This window comes from Streptomyces anthophorae (genome assembly GCF_049310305.1).
In the GTDB taxonomy this organism is placed as follows: domain Bacteria; phylum Actinomycetota; class Actinomycetes; order Streptomycetales; family Streptomycetaceae; genus Streptomyces.
Genome location: NZ_JBLWQQ010000001.1, coordinates 4361747 through 4381969, shown reverse-complemented (window position 1 = coordinate 4381969; position 20223 = coordinate 4361747). Strand labels below are relative to the sequence as shown.

Annotated in this window: 16 protein-coding genes and 3 tRNA genes; 10 read left to right on the top strand and 9 right to left on the bottom strand. The window is 69.0% G+C overall.

What is annotated here, in order from left to right:
- Positions 1–88: 88 nt before the first annotated feature.
- From ACNYS0_RS19685 to ACNYS0_RS19675, 3 genes are all read right to left on the bottom strand, one after another.
- Positions 89–161 (bottom strand) — tRNA-Gly (locus tag ACNYS0_RS19685).
- A 52-nt stretch (positions 162–213) separates the two neighbouring features.
- Positions 214–285 (bottom strand) — tRNA-Gly (locus ACNYS0_RS19680).
- Between the two features lie 122 nt (positions 286–407).
- Entirely contained in the window at positions 408–728 is a 321-nt protein-coding gene (locus tag ACNYS0_RS19675; RefSeq protein ID WP_422475355.1) for a histone-like nucleoid-structuring protein Lsr2, read from the bottom strand.
- A 285-nt stretch (positions 729–1013) separates the two neighbouring features.
- Here ACNYS0_RS19675 and purS point away from each other — a divergent pair, with 285 nt between their 5' ends.
- From purS to ACNYS0_RS19650, 5 genes are all read left to right on the top strand, one after another.
- A complete protein-coding gene (gene purS, locus ACNYS0_RS19670) occupies positions 1014–1286 on the top strand; it encodes a phosphoribosylformylglycinamidine synthase subunit PurS (protein ID WP_266712288.1) in 273 nt (90 codons plus the stop codon).
- A complete protein-coding gene (gene purQ / locus ACNYS0_RS19665; RefSeq protein WP_422475353.1) occupies positions 1283–1966 on the top strand; it encodes a phosphoribosylformylglycinamidine synthase subunit PurQ in 684 nt (227 codons plus the stop codon). Before purS ends, purQ begins: the two co-directional genes overlap by 4 nt.
- Entirely contained in the window at positions 1963–4212 is a 2250-nt protein-coding gene (gene purL / locus ACNYS0_RS19660; protein ID WP_422475351.1) for a phosphoribosylformylglycinamidine synthase subunit PurL, read from the top strand. The genes purQ and purL overlap by 4 nt, the downstream gene beginning before the upstream one ends.
- Before the next feature lie 92 nt (positions 4213–4304).
- Entirely contained in the window at positions 4305–5099 is a 795-nt protein-coding gene (locus tag ACNYS0_RS19655) for a maleylpyruvate isomerase family mycothiol-dependent enzyme (protein WP_422475350.1), read from the top strand.
- A 58-nt stretch (positions 5100–5157) separates the two neighbouring features.
- Entirely contained in the window at positions 5158–5985 is an 828-nt protein-coding gene (locus tag ACNYS0_RS19650) for an META domain-containing protein (RefSeq protein WP_422475348.1), read from the top strand.
- Positions 5986–6007: 22 nt separating this feature from the next.
- Here the strand turns inward: ACNYS0_RS19650 and ACNYS0_RS19645 are convergent, their stop codons facing one another.
- Both ACNYS0_RS19645 and ACNYS0_RS19640 read right to left on the bottom strand, forming a co-directional pair.
- Positions 6008–7435, bottom strand: coding sequence for a sulfatase family protein (locus ACNYS0_RS19645; protein WP_422475346.1), 1428 nt, complete (start codon positions 7433–7435; stop codon positions 6008–6010).
- Positions 7436–7602: 167 nt separating this feature from the next.
- A complete protein-coding gene (locus ACNYS0_RS19640; RefSeq protein ID WP_385767594.1) occupies positions 7603–7695 on the bottom strand; it encodes a putative leader peptide in 93 nt (30 codons plus the stop codon).
- A 153-nt stretch (positions 7696–7848) separates the two neighbouring features.
- On the opposite strand from ACNYS0_RS19640, the gene purF reads away from it, so the two are divergent.
- A complete protein-coding gene (purF, locus tag ACNYS0_RS19635; protein WP_422475344.1) occupies positions 7849–9375 on the top strand; it encodes an amidophosphoribosyltransferase in 1527 nt (508 codons plus the stop codon).
- A 32-nt stretch (positions 9376–9407) separates the two neighbouring features.
- Complete coding sequence (gene purM / locus ACNYS0_RS19630) at positions 9408–10475, top strand: phosphoribosylformylglycinamidine cyclo-ligase (protein WP_422475342.1); 1068 nt, start codon at positions 9408–9410, stop codon at positions 10473–10475.
- Positions 10476–10589: 114 nt separating this feature from the next.
- Here purM and ACNYS0_RS19625 read toward each other — a convergent pair whose 3' ends face one another.
- On the bottom strand, positions 10590–10853 hold the full coding sequence (locus ACNYS0_RS19625; protein WP_422408506.1) for a DUF3073 domain-containing protein: 264 nt from the start codon (positions 10851–10853) through the stop codon (positions 10590–10592).
- A 263-nt stretch (positions 10854–11116) separates the two neighbouring features.
- Complete coding sequence (locus ACNYS0_RS19620) at positions 11117–12259, bottom strand: Leu/Phe/Val dehydrogenase (RefSeq protein ID WP_422475340.1); 1143 nt, start codon at positions 12257–12259, stop codon at positions 11117–11119.
- A gap of 213 nt (positions 12260–12472) precedes the next feature.
- Here ACNYS0_RS19620 and ACNYS0_RS19615 point away from each other — a divergent pair, with 213 nt between their 5' ends.
- Positions 12473–13333, top strand: a complete 861-nt coding sequence (locus tag ACNYS0_RS19615; RefSeq protein WP_422475338.1) for a DUF8083 family protein — start codon at positions 12473–12475, stop codon at positions 13331–13333.
- Positions 13334–13820: 487 nt separating this feature from the next.
- Complete coding sequence (gene bldC, locus ACNYS0_RS19610; protein WP_003949541.1) at positions 13821–14027, top strand: developmental transcriptional regulator BldC; 207 nt, start codon at positions 13821–13823, stop codon at positions 14025–14027.
- 703 nt (positions 14028–14730) lie between these two features.
- Here the strand turns inward: bldC and ACNYS0_RS19605 are convergent.
- Positions 14731–14805, bottom strand: a tRNA-Asp gene (locus tag ACNYS0_RS19605).
- Between the two features lie 94 nt (positions 14806–14899).
- Positions 14900–18919, bottom strand: a complete 4020-nt coding sequence (gene hrpA, locus ACNYS0_RS19600) for an ATP-dependent RNA helicase HrpA (RefSeq protein WP_422475336.1) — start codon at positions 18917–18919, stop codon at positions 14900–14902.
- 129 nt (positions 18920–19048) lie between these two features.
- Between hrpA and ACNYS0_RS19595 the strand changes: the two genes are divergently transcribed.
- Positions 19049–20164, top strand: coding sequence for an ABC transporter permease (locus tag ACNYS0_RS19595; RefSeq protein WP_422482730.1), 1116 nt, complete (start codon positions 19049–19051; stop codon positions 20162–20164).
- The last annotated feature ends 59 nt before the right edge of the window (positions 20165–20223 follow it).

The following is a 20223-nucleotide window of genomic DNA, read 5'->3' as shown; positions in this document are numbered from 1 at the left end:
GCTGTCATCGGCTCCCATGACAAATGTCAGAGGGCGGCCGGGAACGCCGAAGACCCCGGTCCAAGAGGACCGGGGCCTTCGATCTCTGAGCGAACGACGAGGTTCGAACTCGCGACCTCAACCTTGGCAAGGTTGCGCTCTACCAACTGAGCTACGTTCGCACTGCTTGCATCAGCCTACCGTACTCACCGAAGTGCTCGGTACACGATGCGGAGCGGGTGACAGGAATTGCACACTGCGCCTTCCCCCTGGAAGGGGGATGTTCTACTACTGAACTACACCCGCATGTACTCCGTGAGGTCCGGCCCTGCGGCCTCGCCCCTCGGCGTGCTCCAGACTTTAGCCGACTGCCCGGGGTGCAGCGCAAGTCCGGTCGCCGAGGGGGTCCGTACGGCGGGCGGGCAGGCTCAGTTGGCCTCGGCGAAGGCCTCGTAGACCCGCTTCGGGATGCGGCCGCGCGGCGGCACGTCGAAGTGGTTCGAGCGGGCCCAGGCGCGCACGGCCGCCGGGTCGGGGCCGACCTCGGTGCGCTTGTAGGCCTTGCCGGTCCTGCTGGACCGCTTGCGGCCCGCCTCCACGTAGGGGGCCAGCGCTTCGCGCAGTTGATGGGCGTTCGCCTTATTGAGGTCGATCTCGTACGACGAACCGTCGAGACCGAATGCGACCGTTTCCGCCGCTTCCCCGCCGTCGATGTCGTCAAAGAGGGTGACCACGACACGCTGCGCCACGAATATCGGTCCCTTCGTCCAGCATCCCGCTTTGACGTGCGGTGATGCAGACAGGTTTGCTGTTACCAATTCCTTTTTACCCTGTCGGGCATTGCAATGGGAAGACCATTTAAAAGTCTCGGTGTGTCCCGCGGGGTGGTTATCCGGAGTCTTTCCCTTAATTTTCCGTGGGGATCTCATGTCGTTGCCATAACGTGATCCGCATCTCGTAGCTTCCTACTGTCTACGCGAGTAGAAAATTTGGGCAGGTACGCTGAACGGACCAGCTCAACCCACACACCGGGAGTGCCAGTGGCACGCGTCGTAGTCGACGTCATGCTCAAGCCGGAGATCCTCGACCCCCAGGGCCAGGCGGTGCAGCGTGCGCTGCCGCGCCTCGGTTTCGACGGCATCTCCGACGTACGTCAGGGAAAGCGTTTCGAGCTCGAAGTGGACGGGCCGGTGGATGACGCCGCTCTTGCCCGTATCCATGAGCTGGCGGAAACCTTCCTCGCCAACACCGTGATCGAAAACTTCACCGTCAAGGTGGAAGAGCCCGCGGTGGGAGCCGAAAAGTGACCGCTCGTATTGGCGTCGTCACCTTTCCCGGTTCCCTGGATGATCGCGACACCCAGCGCGCGATCCGGCTCGCCGGCGCGGAGCCGGTCGCGCTCTGGCACAAGGACAAGGACCTGAAGCAGGTCGACGCGGTCGTCCTGCCCGGTGGTTTCTCCTACGGCGATTACCTGCGCGCGGGCGCCATTTCGCGTTTCTCGCCCGTCATGGAGACGCTGATCGACCAGGCGAAGGCGGGCCTCCCGGTCCTCGGGATCTGCAACGGTTTCCAGGTCCTCACCGAGGCCCACCTGCTCCCCGGCGCCATGCTCGGCAACGACCACCTGCACTTCATCTGCCGCGACCAGAAGCTGCGGGTGGAGAACGCGAACACCGCCTGGACCGCCGACTACGAGGCGGGCCAGGAGATCCACATCCCGCTGAAGAACATGGACGGCCGCTACGTGGCCGACGAGCGCACGCTCGACATGTTGGAGGCGGAGGGTCGCGTCGCCTTCCGGTACGTGGACTACAACCCCAACGGCTCGCTCCGTGACATCGCGGGCATCACGAACGAGGCGGGCAACGTCGTCGGTCTGATGCCGCACCCGGAGCACGCCGTCGAGCCCCTCATCGGGTCCGGCCGCACCGACGGCCTCCCGTTCTTCACCTCGATCCTCAAGAAGCTGGTCGCCGCCTCATGAGCCTCGACACCACCGAGAACGCCGCGAAGACCCCCGACGTCGAGCTGCCCTGGGCCGAACTCGGCCTGAAGAAGGACGAGTACGAGCGGGTCGTGGAGATCCTCGGCCGCCGTCCCACCGGCGCCGAGCTCGCCATGTACTCGGTCATGTGGTCCGAGCACTGCTCGTACAAGTCCTCCAAGGTCCACCTGCGCCAGTTCGGCGAGAAGGCCCCGCAGTCCGACGCGCTGCTCGTCGGCATCGGCGAGAACGCCGGCGTCGTCGACGTGGGCAACGGCTACGCCGTGACCTTCAAGGTCGAGTCGCACAACCACCCGTCGTACGTCGAGCCCTACCAGGGCGCGGCCACCGGTGTCGGCGGCATCGTCCGCGACATCATCGCGATGGGCGCCCGCCCGGTCGCGGTCGTGGACCCGCTGCGCATGGGCGCGGCCGACCACCCCGACACGAAGCGCGTGCTGCCCGGCGTCGTCGCCGGCATCGGCGGCTACGGCAACTGCCTGGGCCTGCCGAACATCGGCGGCGAGCTCGTCTTCGACGCCTGCTACCAGGGCAACCCGCTGGTCAACGCCGGTGCCATCGGCGTCATGCGGCACGAGGACATCCACCTCGCGAAGGCGTCCGGCGCGGGCAACAAGGTCATCATGTACGGCGCCCGCACGGGCGGCGACGGCATCGGTGGCGCCTCCATCCTGGCCTCCGAGACCTTCGACGACGCGAAGCCGTCGAAGCGTCCCGCCGTGCAGGTCGGCGACCCCTTCCAGGAGAAGCTCCTCATCGAGTGCACCCTGGAGGCCTTCGCCGAGAAGCTCGTCGTCGGCATCCAGGACCTCGGCGCGGCCGGTATCTCCTGCGCCACCTCCGAGCTGGCGTCGAACGGCTCGGGCGGTATGCGCGTCGAGCTGGACGACGTACCGCTGCGCGACTCCACGCTCTCTCCTGAGGAGATCCTCATGAGCGAGTCGCAGGAGCGCATGTGCGCCGTGGTCGAGCCCGAGAAGGTCGACCGCTTCCTGGAGATCTGCGAGAAGTGGGACGTCATCGCCACCGTCATCGGTGAGGTGACCGACGGCGACCGCCTGGAGATCTTCTGGCACGGCGAGAAGATCGTCGACGTCGACCCGCGCACGGTCGCGCACGACGGCCCGGTCTACGAGCGCCCGCTCGCCCGCCCTGACTGGCAGGACGCGCTCCAGGCCGACGACGCGGGCAAGCTGCCGCGCCCGGCCAACGCGGAAGAGCTCAAGGACCAGGTCCTCAAGCTCGTCTCCTCGCCGAACCAGGCGTCGAAGAAGTGGGTCACCCAGCAGTACGACCACTTCGTGCAGGGCAACACCGTGCTCGCGCAGCCCGAGGACTCGGGCATGATCCGCATCGACGAGGAGACCGGCCTCGGCGTCGCCATCGCGACCGACGGCAACGGCCGCTTCGCGAAGCTCGACCCGTACACGGGCGCGCAGCTCGCGCTGGCGGAGGCGTACCGCAACGTCGCCACCACCGGTGCGAAGCCCCTCGCCGTCTCCGACTGCCTGAACTTCGGTTCGCCCGAGGACCCGGCCGTCATGTGGCAGTTCGCCGAGGCCATCCGCGGTCTCGCGGACGGCTGCCAGCAGCTCGGCACCCCGGTGACCGGCGGCAACGTCTCGCTCTACAACCAGACGGGCGAGGCGGCGATCCACCCGACGCCGGTCGTGGCCGTGCTCGGTGTCATCGACGACGTCACCCGCCGCACCCCGGTCGCCTTCCAGGAAGAGGGCCAGCTCCTCTACCTGCTCGGTGACACCCACGAGGAGTTCGGCGGCTCGGCCTGGTCGCAGGTCGTGCACGACCACCTCGGCGGCCTGCCGCCCAAGGTCGACCTGGAGCGCGAGCGGCTGCTCGGCGAGATCCTCATCTCGGCCTCCCGCGACGGCATGATCGACGCCGCGCACGACCTGTCCGACGGCGGCCTGATCCAGGCCGTGATCGAGTCGGCGCTGCTCGGGGGGAAGGGCGCGCGCCTGATCGTCCCCGAGGGCCTCGACGCGTTCACGTTCCTCTTCTCGGAGTCGGCGGGCCGCGCGGTCGTGTCGATCCCGCGCAGCGAGGAGCTCCGCTTCAACGACATGTGCGGGGCGCGCGGTCTGCCCGTCACCCGCATCGGTGTCGTCGACGGCGACTCGGTCGACGTCCAGGGCGAGTTCGCGCTCTCCCTCGACGAGCTGCGTGCCGCGCACGAGGGCACGTTCGCCGGCATCTTCGGCTGACGAGATCCGACGAAGGCCGACGAGCGCCGACGTACAGCGAGAAGCCCCCGCCCTGTAGGGCGGGGGCTTCCGCCGGTCATAGGCTCGTCCCCATGCCACCGGCCAAGAGAAAGCCCCGCACGTACAACTTCGACAAGACCCGCACCGCCGTCCGGACCCAGTTCGACGCCGTACGCAAGGGCGTCGAGGCGCTCACGCCCGAGCAGCTCGCCGCGCCGACGCGGCTCGGGGACTGGACCGTGCGGGAGCTCGCCGCGCACATCACGATGGCGTCGAGCGCCGTCGCGCGCGGGCTCGCGGCGGCCGGCCAGGACAAGGCCGAACTCAGGCCGCAGGACTGGCCGATGACGTCGGCCCCGTACGCCGAGGACATCGACGCGTACGTGCACGCTCTCGCGGCCGACAACGACCTCGCGACGCTGTACGCCGAGGCGGCGCAGGGCCTCGAACGCGCCCTCGCCGAGCACGACGGCGAGGCGCCCGTCGCCAACCGCACCGGCCACATGAAACTCGCGGACTACCTGGTCACCCGCACCGTCGAGCTGATCGTCCACACCGACGACCTGAACGCCGCGGTGCCGGGTCTCGACATCCCGTACGACCGCCAGGCCCTGGCCGCCTGCACCCGCGTCCTCGCCGACGCCCTCGCCACCAAGGCACCGGGCGCCTCCACCGAAGTACGGATCCCGCCGTTCGCCGTCGTCCAGTGCGTGGAGGGCCCCCGGCACACCCGTGGCACCCCGCCGAACGTCGTGGAGACCGACCCGCTCACCTGGATCCGGCTCGCCACGGGACGGCTGCCGTGGGCCACGGCGGTGGACGAGGCCCTGGTGAGCGCGAGCGGGGAGCGGGCCGATCTGGCGGGACTGCTGCCGATCATGGCGTGATGCGCACGGGACGCGCGGCGGGCCGGAACCGGAACGCGGACCGCCACGTCCCATTGCCATGCTCACGCTACGTACAACCCGTACACGTGCCCTGATCAGCACCGCGGCCCTCCCGCTCGCCGCGCTGGCCACCGTCACCGCCTGCGGGGACCAGAAGGCCGGCTCGACGAGCGCCGGCGGGGCCCCGATCACCGGCGTCCGCTGGTCCGTGCAGAGCATGACCGTGGACGGGCGCACCACCAAGGCGCCCGGCAGCGCGTACCTCGAGTTCGTCTCGGACGAGCGGGTGCGCGGCAACTACGGCTGCAACCACTTCGACGCGGAGGCCGCGGTCACCGGCGACAGCGTCGACCTCGGCAAGGCGAAGCGGACGATGATGCTCTGCGAGGACAAGGGCGTGGCCGCGTTCGAGAAGAACCTGGCCCGCGTCCTCGCCGCGAAGAACACCGTCAAGGCCGAGGGCGACAAGCAGGACCGGCTGACCCTCACGGGGGAGAACGGCGACACCGTCACCCTCGCCAAGCAGCGCGACGCCGAGCTGGTCGGCACCAAGTGGAAGGTCACGGGCCTGACCGCCGACGGCACCAGCAGCTCCCTGCCGAAGGCCGCGCGGGGCAGGGCAGGCCTCGTCTTCGACAAGGACGGCCATGCCAGCGCCCGCCTCGGCTGCAACAGCGCCCGTACCAAGGCCACCGTCAAGGACGGCCACATCACCTTCGGGCCGCTGAGCACCACCCGCATGGGCTGCATCGGAGCGGCCGGCGAGGTCGAGCAGGCGATGCTCAAGGTCCTGAAGAACAAGGTCAGTTACGACATCCAGGGCGATTCGCTCACCCTGAGGAAGCCCGACGGCAGCGGCATCGGCCTCACCGCCGCCGACGGGTGACCCGGACGGGCGGACCGGGACCTCAGGACGGATACGGCAGCAGCTGCGCGTCCGTCTTCTCCCACACCGCCTTCAACTCGGCCAGCAGCTTCGGCTCGGCGGCCGCCCGGTCCGCCTGCTCGCGCCGGTCGGCCGCCAGGTTGAACAGCTGGTCGGCGCCGCCGCTGCCCCGGTAGTACTTCCAGTCGCCGCGCCGCACGGCCCGCTCCCCGCGCACCCGCCAGAACAGCTCGCGCTGCGCCAACTCCTCGCCGCGCAGCAGATAGCCCGCGAGGCTGGTGCCGTCGAGCGGGTACGCCTTGTCGGGGCGGGCCCCGCCGATCTCCAGGAGCGTCGCGGTCCAGTCGGGGGTGAACACCGGCTCGTGGCTGACCTGCCCGCCGTCGATCCGGGCGGGCCAGCGCACGATCGTCGGGACGCGGATGCCGCCCTCCTGGAGGGACGACTTGTTGCCGGACAGCGGCCAGTTGTAGGAGAAGCGCTCACCGCCGTTGTCCGAGGCGAAGAAGACCAGCGTGTCCTGCTCCTGCCCGGACTCCTTCAGGGCCCGCAGCACCTGCCCGACCGAGCGGTCCAGGTCCTGGACCATCTCCGTGTACTTCTCGACCGATCCGCCGTCGTCGTGGAAGAGCGCCCGCTTGTCGCCCGCCTTGATCCGCCGGACGACCTCGGCGCTCGCCTCCTCGTCCCCTTCGGCGATCCACGGCCAGTGCGGGGTCGTGAAGTTCAGGTTGAGCAGCCACGGCTTGTCGCCGTGGTCCCGCCGCACGTACTCGCTCGCCCGCTCGGTCAGGATCCGCGTGTAGTAGCGCAGGTCCTTGTACTCGGCGTCGCCCTCCTTCACCTCGCCCTCGTAGAGGTCGTACTCGCCGCCGAGGCCCAGCTTCGAGTAGTACTCCAGCGCCCCGCCGAAGTTCCCGAAGAACTCGTCCCAGCCAGACTTGGTGGGCGAGTAGTCCGGCAGATAGCCGCAGTGCCACTTGCCGATCAGGGCCGTCGCGTAGCCGGCGCCGCGCAGCAGCGAGGCGAGCGTGGGGTGGTTCGGGTCGAGCCCCACGGACCGGTCGGCGATCGGCTCGGCGAGACCGCCCTTCGTACGGCCCGGATAGCGGCCGGTGTAGAGGCTGAACCGGGTCGGGGAGCAGGTCGCGGAGCCGCTGTACGCGTCCGTGAACCGGACGCCCTGCCGTGCGAGCCGGTCCAGGTTCGGCGTCTTGATGTGCGGGGCGCCGTACGAGGAGAGGTCGGCCCAGCCGAGGTCGTCGCCCAGGATGAAGAGGATGTTGGGCCGCCGCGACCCGCGCCCGGAGGCGGCCCGGAAGGGCCTCTCACGGGGCTCGGCCGCCTGCGCGGGCCGGGACGTGGCCGCCCCGACTCCGGCGGCGGCGACGGTGGCGACGGCGGCACCGCCGAGGGCGCGACGGGACAGGCGAGAGGCATGCGAAGGCATGGGGTCTCCGAGGTGATGGGCCGCCGAAGCGGCACGCGAAAGCCGCGCCTCAGCAGGGCGCGGGAATGCGGGAATGAGCGGCTCCGGCACACGGGCGGAAGCCGCCGGCCGACGGCGTACGGACGTCAGACGGACGTCGTACGGGCGTCAGGGCAGGGGAAGGTCAATCACGCACAGAGACAGATCGCGCTCGCGACACGGACCAGGTCGACGTGGCGGCGCTCCACAAGGGTGACCGCGTGGTCACGGAGTGGCTGCATGGGCAGGGACTCTGCCGAGACTGACGTACACCTGTCAACCACTGGTCCGTACTGCGGACGCAGCGATGAGTTGAGTCACATCCGCCCCGGTCAACCCGCGTAGCCCCGGTCCCCAATTCGGACCACTGCGGGATCACGACTACACTCGAAGACGTGCCACGTGGTGACGGTCGACTCAATCACGACCTGCTCCCCGGCGAGAAAGGCCCCCAGGACGCTTGTGGCGTCTTCGGTGTCTGGGCTCCGGGTGAAGAGGTCGCAAAGCTCACTTACTTCGGGCTCTACGCCCTCCAACACAGGGGTCAGGAATCCGCGGGAATCGCGGTCAGCAATGGCTCCCAGATCCTCGTCTTCAAGGACATGGGACTCGTCTCCCAGGTCTTCGACGAGACATCCCTAGGGTCCCTCCAAGGTCATATCGCGGTCGGTCACGCCCGCTACTCGACCACCGGGGCCTCCGTATGGGAGAACGCCCAGCCGACGTTCCGTGCCACCGCGCACGGCTCGATCGCCCTCGGGCACAACGGCAACCTGGTCAACACGGCGGAACTCGCCGAGCTGGTCGCCGAGCTCCCCAAGGAGAACGGGCGCGCGACCCAGGTCGCGGCCACCAACGACACCGACCTGGTGACGGCCCTGCTCGCGGGGCAGGTCGACGAGGACGGCAAGCCGCTGACCGTGGAAGATGCGGCCGCCAAGGTGCTGCCCCAGGTCAAGGGCGCCTTCTCGCTCGTCTTCATGGACGAGAACACCCTGTACGCGGGGCGTGACCCGCAGGGCATCCGCCCGCTGGTCCTCGGCCGCCTGGAGCGCGGCTGGGTCGTCGCGTCGGAGACCGCCGCGCTCGACATCTGCGGCGCCAGCTTCGTCCGCGAGATCGAGCCGGGCGAGTTCGTCGCCATCGACGAGAACGGCCTGCGAACCTCCCGTTTCGCCGAAGCAAAGCCGAAGGGTTGCGTCTTCGAGTACGTGTACCTGGCCCGTCCGGACACGGACATCGCGGGCCGGAACGTGTACCTCTCCCGTGTGGAGATGGGCCGCAGGCTCGCCAAGGAGGCTCCGGCCGACGCCGACCTCGTCATAGCCACTCCGGAATCCGGAACCCCGGCAGCGGTCGGCTACGCGGAGGCCTCCGGCATCCCGTTCGGCAACGGCCTGGTGAAGAACGCCTACGTCGGCCGCACCTTCATCCAGCCCTCCCAGACGATCCGCCAGCTCGGCATCCGTCTGAAGCTGAACCCGCTCAAGGAAGTCATCAAGGGCAAGCGACTGGTCGTCGTCGACGACTCGATCGTGCGCGGCAACACGCAGCGCGCCCTGGTCCGCATGCTCCGCGAGGCCGGCGCGGCCGAGATCCACGTCCGGATCTCCTCGCCGCCCATCAAGTGGCCCTGCTTCTTCGGCATCGACTTCGCGACCCGCGCGGAGCTGATCGCCAACGGCATGACGGTCGAGGAGATCGGCACCTCGCTCGGGGTCGACTCGCTCTCGTACATCTCCATCGACGGCATGATCGAGGCGACCACCATCGCCAAGCCGAACCTCTGCCGGGCCTGCTTCGACGGCGAGTACCCGATGGACCTTCCCGACCCGGAGCTCCTCGGCAAGCAGCTCCTGGAGACGGAACTGGCCGCAGGTCCTGCGTCCACGGCTGCGTCCGACGCGATCCGTCGCCCGTAGACCCCGTACACCCAAGCGAAAGATCCCAGGCAATGTCTGAGACCACTGGTGCCAGCTACGCGTCCGCGGGCGTCGACATCGAAGCCGGCGACCGCGCCGTCGAGCTGATGAAGGAGTGGGTGAAGAAGACGCAGCGCCCCGAGGTCCTCGGCGGCCTCGGCGGCTTCGCCGGCCTCTTCGACGCCTCTGCCCTGAAGAAGTACGAGCGTCCGCTGCTCGCCTCCGCTACCGACGGTGTCGGCACGAAGGTCGACATCGCCCGGCAGCTGGGCCGCTACGACACGATCGGCCACGACCTCGTCGCGATGGTCATGGACGACATCGTGGTGTGCGGCGCCGAACCGCTCTTCATGACCGACTACATCTGCGTGGGCAAGGTCCACCCGGAGCGGGTCGCCGGCATCGTGAAGGGCATCGCCGAGGGCTGTGTCCTCGCGGGCTGCGCCCTCGTCGGCGGCGAGACGGCGGAGCACCCGGGCCTGCTCGGCCCGGACGACTTCGACGTCGCGGGCGCCGGCACGGGCGTCGTGGAGCACGACGACCTGCTGGGCCCGGATCGCATCCGTAAGGGTGACGCGGTGATCGCCATGGCGTCCTCCGGTCTTCACTCGAACGGGTACTCGCTGGTCCGCCACGTCCTCCTGGAGCGCGCGGGGATGGACCTGGGCGAGCACGTCGAGGAACTCGGCCGCACGCTCGGCGAGGAGCTCCTGGAGCCGACGAAGATCTACTCCCTGGACTGCCTCTCGCTCATCAGCACCACCGAGGTCCACGCCTTCAGCCACATCACGGGCGGCGGCCTCGCGGCGAACCTGGCCCGCGTGATCCCGGACGGCCTGCACGCCACCGTGGACCGCTCCACGTGGACCCCGGACCCGATCTTCGACCTGGTCGGAAAGAAGGGTCAGGTCGAGCGCCTGGAGCTGGAGAAGACGCTGAACATGGGCGTCGGCATGATGGCGATCGTGCCGCAGGAGTCGGTGGAGGTCGCCCTCGCGACCCTGGCCGACCGCGGCGTGGACTCCTGGGTCGCCGGCGAGATCGTCGAGCGCGGAGAGCACGGCACGGGCGCCGAACTCACGGGTGACTACGCGAAGTAGTCCCCGTGGGGGCGCCCGCCCCTTGCGCGGACAGCACAAAACCCGGTCCGGCGTGGTGGCCACCCCGGACCGGGTGAAGTGCAGCGACCGCGAAGCCGCTGACGTGTTACGAGGTCAAGCGCCGCGGCGCTGTGACGAAGGACCGGACTGGCCGTCCTCGTCCTCGTCCTCGTCGTACGCATCCGCGTAGCGGGCGTACGGGTCGTCTTCCTCGTCGTCATCCTCGAAAGGCTCGCCGTTCGGCGGCTGATTCGATACCGGATCCGACGTGGATGCGCCTAGCTCGTTGGCCAGACGCGACAGGTCAGTCCCGCCGCTGTTGTACTTCAGCTGGCGGGCGACCTTCGTCTGCTTGGCCTTGGCCCGGCCGCGCCCCATGGCTCGACCCCCTCGGTGATGGGGCTTCATGGCCCCAGAGTCTTGACACGCGTACATGATCTGGAACGGACTCCCCGCAGGGAGACCGGTCCGTAGGGCTTCCACGGTACCTGAGCCCACGCCCATACGGTACGTCGCCCGCAGGACGCGCGTGTGCGCAGGACCAGCCAGGAGCCCTTTCCTCGCTGGTCAGCTGCGATTTTAACCTCTTCCCGAGGAGCGACCCGCCGAGGGGCGTGATGCTCGTTACCCAAGGGCCTGCATCAGCCCCGTCCGCGTGCCTCCGCCATCCGCTGCTCGGCGATCCTGTCGGCCGCCGCGGCCGGCGGAATCCCATCGGTCTTCGCACGAGCAAAGATGGAAAGAGTCGTGTCGAAGATCTTCGCGGCCTTGCCCTTGCACCGGTCGAAGTCGAAGCCGTGCAGCTCGTCGGCGACCTGGATGACGCCGCCCGCGTTGACCACATAGTCCGGTGCGTAGAGGATCCCGCGGTCCGCGAGGTCCTTCTCGACGCCCGGGTGCGCGAGCTGGTTGTTGGCCGCGCCGCACACCACCTTCGCGGTCAGTACCGGCACGCTGTCGTCGTTCAGCGCCCCGCCCAGGGCGCAGGGCGCGTAGATGTCGAGCCCCTCCACGCGGATCAGGGCCTCGGTGTCGGCCGCGACCGCGACCTCGGGGTGCCGGTCGGTGATCTGCCGCACGGACTCCTCGCGGACATCGGTCACCACGACCTCGGCGCCGTCCGCCAGGAGGTGCTCGACGAGATGGTGGCCGACCTTGCCCACACCGGCGACGCCGACCTTGCGGCCGCGCAGCGTGGGGTCGCCCCACAGGTGCTGGGCGCTGGCCCGCATGCCCTGGAAGACGCCGAAGGCGGTGAGCACCGAGGAGTCGCCGGCGCCGCCGTTCTCGGGGGAGCGGCCGGTGGTCCAGCGGCACTCGCGGGCCACGACGTCCATGTCGGCGACGTACGTGCCGACGTCGCACGCGGTGACGTAGCGGCCACCGAGCGAGGCGACGAACCGGCCGTAGGCGAGGAGCAGCGCCTCGCTCTTGATCGTCGCCGGATCGCCGATGATCACGGCCTTGCCGCCGCCGTGGTCGAGCCCGGCCAGGGCGTTCTTGTAGGACATGCCGCGGGCGAGGTTCAGCGCGTCGGCGACCGCCGCCTCCTCGGAGGCGTACGGATAGAAGCGCGTGCCGCCGAGGGCCGGGCCCAGGGCGGTGTCGTGCAGGGCGATGACGGCCTTGAGGCCGCTGGCCCGGTCCTGGCAGAGGACGACCTGTTCGTGGCCGCCCTGTTCCGAGTGGAAGAGCGTGTGCAGGACGCCTGGGGCGCCGGAGGTGTCAGAGGTGGTGACAGCGTCGCCGGTCACATCGGTCACTGTGGTGACTCCCAAGTACATAGCGGCGGTTGGGCGGAATCCCGTGCGGGTGGCGGGCCTTCCGTCGGTGCTTGTGGGCAAGAGATTAGAGCGTGCGCGGGCCCGCCACGGGCGCAGTGCCAAGGATCACCCTCGCGCGTCCGCGGGGGGCGCAAGCAGGCCCGAATCCCGCCGCGTCGCCACGTGGGACGATTTGCAGTGTTTTCCAGCCGGTGGGCGGGGGAGGGAGCAGCCGTGCCCAAGGTGTCCTCGGTGTCTGTCCCGTACGCGGCCTATCTGCGCGTGTACGAACCCCTCGCAGCCTTCCCGCAGCCGGAGCGCGGCCATTGGGAGCGCTACGCGAAACGCGAGAGCCTCCCCTCCTATCAGGATGAATTGCGCCGTTCTTTGGCCGATCTGTTGCCCACGCCACCGGTGCCCGTGCCGGTGCACGAGAGCGACGACGCGTTCGTGATCGTGATCGACGGGGTGGTGTGCGTGTGCCCCTGGCGCACCCGGCTGCGCGGCTGGCAGGCCCTGGACGAGCTGCCGGGCGAGCTGCCGCCCACGGTCCTGGACGCGGCGATCCCCCCGGTGGTGCGCCGGCAGTCGGCCGCCGATTACGACCGCTGGCTGGAGCGCAATCCGGACGCAAGGCCCTGGATCCGGACGTCCACGTGGCAGGTGCCGATCAACTGGTTCGTGCTCGTGTCGGACGACGAGCGCGAGTACGAGCAGAAGAGCGACGAGGGCGGGACGCAGGGCGTCGGCGTCCCGCGGCTGCGCTACCGCACGCCGATGGTGCAGGCCAGGCGCCGGGTCGCGCGGGGTCTGAAGACGCTGAAGGACTCGATCGAGGAAGGCCCCCTGATCGACGGCCTGGTAGATGTGGGGCGCTGGCTCGAGGAGTTCCACCCCCGTTCGTACGTCGAGCTCGACTACGGCGGGCTCGTGCACGCACTGCCGCAGGACTTCCTCGAGGAGGACCACTCGGCGGCGGATGTCGCCGAGGGCATCGAGGCGCTGCGCGTCGGTGACGAGGACGGCGCAGGAGAGGCGTACGCGAGGCTTGTGGAACGCTGGCGGTCGGCGCGCGACCGGCAGTTCGCGAACTGAACCCCCAAGTGAGGCCGCTCACACCGGCCTTCGGGACCTACGTCCCGATCCGGGCGTTTGCCTCAAGCGTGACGGACGGCACTTACGGGGACCTTGCGCCCATCACCCCTCCTCGTGCCAAAATAGGACAAGGAGTCCGGGGAGGGCTCCTTCCGTCCAACTAAGTCCAACCATGGACGGATTACTCAGCATTGCACTGCCGCTGGGGGGTCTGATGGCTCCTGATCGCTCTGTGACTGATCGTCACTGTGGCGTGACTGTCCGCTATGGCACGGTCCATCGGCATCCGTCGCTGATGAACACCTGGGAGGGCAATTCCATCGGTTTGGCCGACGTGGCTGGACGGATGGTGTAGTTGTAGTGCCGAGGACAAGCCGTTCGTCCTATAACCGACTCGACTCGCGTCCGCCATTTCGGGCAACGCGGGTCAAGGTGCAGAATTTAGAGGAATGAACCGAGAAGGTTCGGTTCTCCGAGGAGGCCGCTCATGACCGCTCGCACCCCTGATGCCGAGCCGCTGCTGACCCCGGCTGAGGTCGCCACGATGTTCCGCGTCGACCCCAAGACGGTCACGCGCTGGGCGAAGGCTGGCAAGCTCACGTCGATTCGTACGCTCGGCGGACACCGCCGCTACCGCGAGGCCGAGGTCCGCGCACTGCTTGCGGGCATCCCGCAGCAGCGCAGCGAGGCCTGAGGCACCGCATAACGCAGCAATACGGGCGTTTCAGGTCCCCCAACCTGTCGCGCGCCCACCCATAGCTCCACTCGACGCGGGTCCTGCCCCAACAGGACTCCTTCTTATGAAGACCGCCGAGGCGTCATCTCAACAGCCTCATGGAAGCGTCACTCGATCGCGCTGGACTCCGCCGGGTCCAGCGCGATCTTTTTTGTGCGCGCGGGCCGGCCTGCGGTGGGGGTTCCTGTGCACCCCTGTGGCCACCTGTCGGGGGTAGTGCAATTGCACATATTAAATTGAGCCGTTGTAGGAAGGGGGTAAGAAACGGTGTTTCCAAAACAACTTCGGTGACACCCGTCACACACCCTGTCGCTTGTTGCAGGTGACACCCTTGCGCTATTGGGGCTCTCGGGGCCGCTGTGCGCTCCTGCCGTGTCGTCGACTCTCCCCAGGCTCCCACCAGTTGACGCCTCGCAGGGTCGCCTTTGGTCACCCCTTCGAGGGTCTTTCGTCCCTGCCGACCCCACGGGCGCTCCCACGGCGCTCCAGAGGCCTTCCTGGCGGGCCCCTGAGCGGCCGCGAGGGTGACGGGTGCTCAACGGGCCGGGCCGGGCGCCCTCGTGGCGTCCTGGCGATGGCCGTGCAGGGCCGTGCACGGCCGCGCATCCCCTGGGAACGAAAGAACCCCCGCACCGTACGGTGCGGGGGTTCTTCTTTACTGCGGTCCTGACGGGATTTGAACCCGCGGCCTCCACCTTGACAGGGTGGCGAGCACTCCAAACTGCTCCACAGGACCAGGTTTTCGCTGCGCTGTACTGCGTTGCGCTGCGAGACAGGACTCTACAGCAGCGCAGGCCGTGCGGTCGAACTCACCCTGCGCGGTCGCCCGGTCACGGAACCTGGGCGTCGATCGCCTTCACGATCCGCTTGTCCGAGACCGGGTACGCCGTGCCCAGCGCGTGGGCGAAATAGCTGACCCGCAGCTCCTCGATCATCCAGCGGATGTCGAGCACCTCCTGCGGCACGGGCCGCCCCTGCGGCATCTGCTCAAGGAGCCACAGGTACTCGTCCCGCATCTCGTGGACCTTCTCCATGCGGGTGGTGTCCCGCTGGACGTTGGTCGGCATCTGCTGGAGCCGGCGGTCGGCCGCGACGAGATAGCGCATCAGGTCGGGCAGCCGCCGCAGCCCGGTGGCCGTGACGAAGCCCGGCTTCACCAGCTCGTTCAACTGGGTGCGCACGTCCTGGAGGTTGGGCAGCAGCACCGCGCTCTTCGTGGACTTCAGGCGCCGCTCGCAGGCCTGCCAGGCCGCCAGGACCTGCTGCACCTGCCCGACCGCCTTCACCGTGGTGTCGACGATCTCCGCGCGCACCTTGTCGTAGAGCTTGCGGTACGACTCCTCGTCCCAGGCGGGCCCGCCGAAGTCGCCCATGAGCTTGTCCGCCGCGGCCATCGCGCAGTCGTCGAAGAGCGCCTGGACCGAGCCGTGCGGGTTCGCGGACAGGGCGAGCTTCTGCGCGTTGCTCAGCTTGTCCGAGGCGAACTTGCCGGGGTTCACCGGGATGTTGCGCAGGATGAGCCGGCGCGTGCCCTTCCACATCGCCTGCGCCTGCTCGGCCTCGCTGTCGAAGAGGCGTACGGAGACGGTGTCGCCGTCGTCGACCAGGGCCGGGTAGGCCTTCACGGGCTGGCCCGCGCGGCGGGTCTCGAAGACCTTCGACAGCGTGCCGACGGTCCAGTCGGTGAGGCCCTTGCGCTCCACGGACGGCCCGCCGGAGCGCTCCGCGGTGGCCTTGGCCGCCTGCGAGATCGCCTGCCGGGCCTTCGGCTTCAGCCGGAGCTTGAGCGCCTCCAGGTCCTTGTCCTCGGCGAGCTTGCGGCGCCGCTCGTCGACGATCCGGAAGGTGACCTTCAGATGGTCCGGTACGCGGCTCAGGTCGAAGTCGTCCGGCGAGACCGGGACGCCGACCATCTGCTGCAACTCGCGCGCGAGCGTGACCGGCAGGGCCTCCTGCAACGGCACCGCACGGTCCAGGAACGCCTTCGCGTAGTTCGGCGCGGGCACGTAGTTGCGCCGGATCGGCTTGGGGAGGGAGCGGATCAGCTCGATCACCACGTCCTCGCGCAGGCCGGGGATCTGCCAGTCGAAGCCCTCGTCGGTGACCTGGTTGAGCACCTGGAGCGGAATGTGGACGGTCACGCCGTCCGCGTCCGCGCCCGGCTCGAACTGGTACGTCACCCGGAACTTGAGGCCGCCCTGGCGCCAGCTGTCCGGGTAGTCGTCCTTCGTGACTGCTTCCGCGGACTCGCGGATCAGCATCGAGCGCTCGAAGTCGAGGAGTTCGGGCTCCTCGCGCTTCTTCTGCTTCCACCAGGAGTCGAAGTGGGCGCCGGACACGACGTGTTCGGGGACCCGATGGTCGTAGAAGTCGAAGAGGGTGTCGTCGTCGACCACGATGTCGCGGCGCCGGGCCCGGTGCTCCAACTCCTCGACCTCGGTGAGGAGTTTGCGGTTGTCGGCGAAGAACTTGTGGTGCGTGCGCCAGTCGCCCTCGACCAGGGCGTTGCGGATGAACAGCTCGCGGCTGATCTCGGCGTCGATCCGCCCGTAGTTCACCTTGCGCTGGGCGACGAGCGGGACGCCGTACAGCGTGACCTTCTCGTACGCCATCACGGCCGCCTGATCCTTCTCCCAGTGCGGCTCGCTGTACGTGCGCTTCAGCAGGTGCTCGGCGAGCGGCTCGACCCACTCGGGCTCGATCTTCGCGTTGACGCGCGCCCACAGGCGGCTGGTCTCCACGAGCTCCGCGGACATCACGAACCGCGGGGGCTTCTTGAAGAGGGCCGAGCCGGGGAAGATCGCGAACTTGGCGTTGCGGGCGCCGACGTACTCATTGCGCCCGCGGTCGCGGCCGGCCTGTTTGGGGTCCTTGGCCTGCGACTCCTTGGTCTCCTTCACATCTTTCATGCCGATGTGCGAAAGCAAACCGGAAAGAAGTGAGACGTGGATGGAGTCGGCCGCCGCGGGGGTGTCGGCGTCGCCCAGATGGATGCCCATCTGCTTCGCGACCGTCCGCAGTTGCGTGTAGATGTCCTGCCACTCACGGATGCGCAGGAAGTTCAGGTACTCGCGCTTGCACATGCGGCGGAACGCGGAGGAGCCCAGTTCCTTCTGCTGCTCGCGCACGTACCGCCAGAGGTTCAGGAACGCGAGGAAATCGCTCGTCTCGTCCTTGAAGCGGGCGTGCTGCTGGTCGGCCTGCGCCTGCTTGTCGGAGGGGCGCTCGCGCGGGTCCTGGATGGAGAGCGCCGCGGCGATCACCATGACCTCGCGCACGCAGCCGTTCTTGTCGGCCTCCAGGACCATGCGGGCCAGGCGCGGGTCGACGGGGAGCTGGGCGAGCTTGCGGCCCTGCTCCGTGAGCCGCTTGCGTACGTCCTTCTGGGTGGGGTCCAACGCGCCCAGTTCTTGGAGGAGTTGGACGCCGTCGCGGATGTTGCGGTGGTCCGGCGGGTCGATGAACGGGAACTTCTCGATCTCGCCGAGCCCCGCCGAGGTCATCTGGAGGATGACGGAGGCCAGGTTCGTCCGGAGGATCTCCGCGTCCGTGAACTCCGGGCGGGCGAGGAAGTCGTCCTCGGAGTAGAGGCGGATGCAGATGCCGTCGGACGTACGGCCGCAGCGGCCCTTGCGCTGGTTGGCGCTCGCCTGGCTGACCGGCTCGATGGGCAGCCGCTGCACCTTCGTACGGTGCGAATAGCGCGAGATGCGGGCCGTGCCCGGGTCGATCACGTACTTGATGCCGGGGACCGTCAGGGAGGTCTCCGCGACGTTCGTGGCGAGCACGATGCGGCGGACCGTTCCCGCACCGGGTCGCTGGAAGACGCGGTGCTGCTCGGCGTGCGAGAGCCGCGCGTACAGCGGCAGGACCTCGGTGAACTTGTACTTCTTCTTCTCCAGCGCGTCCGCCGTGTCGCGGATCTCGCGCTCCCCGGAGAGGAAGACCAGGACATCGCCGGGGCCCTCCTTCTGGAGCTCCTCGACGGCGTCCGTGATCGCGGTGATCTGGTCGCGGTCGGCGTCGTCGCCCGCCTCCTCCAGGAGCGGGCGGTACCGCACCTCCACCGGATACGTACGGCCGCTGACCTCGACGATCGGGGCGTCCCCGAAGTGCCGCGAGAAGCGCTCGGGGTCGATGGTCGCGGAGGTGATGACGACCTTGAGGTCCGGGCGCTTCGGCAGCAGCTGCGCCAGATAGCCGAGCAGGAAGTCGATGTTCAGGGACCGCTCGTGGGCCTCGTCGATGATGATCGTGTCGTACGCGCGCAGCTCGCGGTCCGTCTGGATCTCGGCGAGCAGGATGCCGTCCGTCATCAGCTTGACGAAGGTGCCGTCCTGGTCGACCTGGTCCGTGAACCGGACCTTCCAGCCGACCGCCTCGCCCAGCGGCGTGTGCAGCTCGTCGGCGACGCGCTCGGCGACCGTGCGGGCGGCGATGCGGCGGGGCTGGGTGTGCCCGATCATGCCGCGCACCCCGCGGCCGAGCTCCAGGCAGATCTTCGGGATCTGCGTGGTCTTTCCCGATCCGGTCTCACCGGCGACGATCACGACCTGGTGGTCGCGGATCGCGTCGGCGATCTCGTCCTTCTTCTGGCTGACCGGGAGCTGCTCGGGATACGTGACGTCGAGGGCCGCGCGGCGCTCGCGGCGGGTGTCCGTACGGACGGCGGCCTTCTCGGCCTCCGCTCCGATCTCCGCGACGACGGCGGCACGCGCCTCCGGCTTACGGATCTTGCGGGCGCCTTCGAGCCTGCGCCCGAGGCGGTGCGCATCGCGCAGGGACAGCTCGGAGATCCGCCGCGCTACGGCGGCGAACTGATCGGCGGCGGGGGCAGGCTGCGTAGACATACGTCCTCAAGGATCTCACCTCGGGGAAATGTGTGGCGACCGGTTTTGCGGGCGGTGCCCCGGGGCGGCCGGGGCCCGCGTCCGGATGTAGAGCGCCGACGCGTGGCTTAACGTGCGGATATGTCGCACTTGCCCGATGAGCCGGAACCGGCGCACGACGAGCCCGAACCGGAGAAGGAGCCCGCGCACCCGCCGCACGGCGCGCACGGCCGCCCGCCGAGCGGGCCCGAGCGCTGGAGCGGCTTCAAGCAGTCGCCCTTCTTCCCGGCGACCGTGCTCGTCCTCATCCTGGCCGCGGCGGCCGCCCTCTTCGCCGGCTCGTACACGTACTCCATGGCGAACCCGACGCCGCACCACATCCCGACCGGCGTCACCGGCGAGCACGACGCCGCGCGGAGCAGCGCGTTCGTCGGGGCGATGGAGAAGGCCCTCGACGCCCAGCTCGACCTCAAGGTGTACGACTCACCGAAGAAGGCCCGCGAGGCGCTCGACGCCCAGAAGATCTACGCGGTGTTCGACGTGCGGGCCAACGGGGCCCGCGTCCGCCTCGACGTCTCCGGAGCCTCCGGCGTCACCGTCGCCCAGGTCTTCACCGAGGCGGCGCCCCCGGTCAGCAAGGCGACCGGCATCCCCGTGACCGTGAAGGACGTGAACCCGTTGCAGGGCGGCGACCCGCGCGGCCTCACGATCTTCTACATCACGCTCGCCGCGGTGATCATCGGCTTCGTCGGCGCCATTCAGCTCAGCGTGCACGCGCGCGGACTCAACCCCGCCGAGCGGATCGCCTTCACGGTCGCCTACGCGCTCCTCGGCGGCTTCGCCATCGCGGCGGTCGCGGACTGGGGGCTCGGCGCGGTGGACCTGCCCTTCGTCGAGTCCTGGCTGATCCTCGCGCTGACGATGTTCACCTGCGGCATGGTCTTCACGATGTTCAACACGTTCTTCCACCGCTGGGCGATGATCCCGACCTGGGGCCTGCTCGTGCTGCTCGGCAACCCGGCGTCCGGCGGCGCGGTCGCACCCCCGCTGCTCCCCACGTTCATCGGCCGCCTCGGCCAGTGGCTGCCGCCGGGCGCCTCGTACAACGCCCAGCACACGGCGGTCTACTTCCAGGGCAACCAGCACGTCTTCCCGTTCCTGGTGCTCGCCGGCTGGTCCGTGGTCTCCTGCGCCCTCTTCTGGTTCTGGCGCCACCGCCACCCCGGCGGCCGTGGAACCGGTCCGCTGCACGCGGCGCCGGTCTGACCGGGGAGAGTGCGGCGGCACAGGGAGAACACCGGCCCGGGAAACGCAATAGGCCCCGT

Excerpts from the sequence above, each read along its gene's own strand:
- purL (WP_422475351.1), top strand. The coding sequence starts at position 1,963 with ATGAGCCTCGACACCACCGAGAACGCCGCGAAGACCCCCGACGTCGAG.
- ACNYS0_RS19655 (WP_422475350.1), top strand. The coding sequence starts at position 4,305 with ATGCCACCGGCCAAGAGAAAGCCCCGCACGTACAACTTCGACAAGACC.
- ACNYS0_RS19640 (WP_385767594.1), bottom strand. The coding sequence starts at position 7,695 with ATGCAGCCACTCCGTGACCACGCGGTCACCCTTGTGGAGCGCCGCCAC.
- hrpA (WP_422475336.1), bottom strand. The coding sequence starts at position 18,919 with ATGTCTACGCAGCCTGCCCCCGCCGCCGATCAGTTCGCCGCCGTAGCG.
- purM (WP_422475342.1), top strand. The coding sequence starts at position 9,408 with ATGTCTGAGACCACTGGTGCCAGCTACGCGTCCGCGGGCGTCGACATC.
- ACNYS0_RS19645 (WP_422475346.1), bottom strand. The coding sequence starts at position 7,435 with ATGCCTTCGCATGCCTCTCGCCTGTCCCGTCGCGCCCTCGGCGGTGCC.
- ACNYS0_RS19625 (WP_422408506.1), bottom strand. The coding sequence starts at position 10,853 with ATGGGGCGCGGCCGGGCCAAGGCCAAGCAGACGAAGGTCGCCCGCCAG.
- bldC (WP_003949541.1), top strand. The coding sequence starts at position 13,821 with ATGACCGCTCGCACCCCTGATGCCGAGCCGCTGCTGACCCCGGCTGAG.
- ACNYS0_RS19650 (WP_422475348.1), top strand. The coding sequence starts at position 5,158 with ATGCTCACGCTACGTACAACCCGTACACGTGCCCTGATCAGCACCGCG.
- ACNYS0_RS19620 (WP_422475340.1), bottom strand. The coding sequence starts at position 12,259 with ATGTACTTGGGAGTCACCACAGTGACCGATGTGACCGGCGACGCTGTC.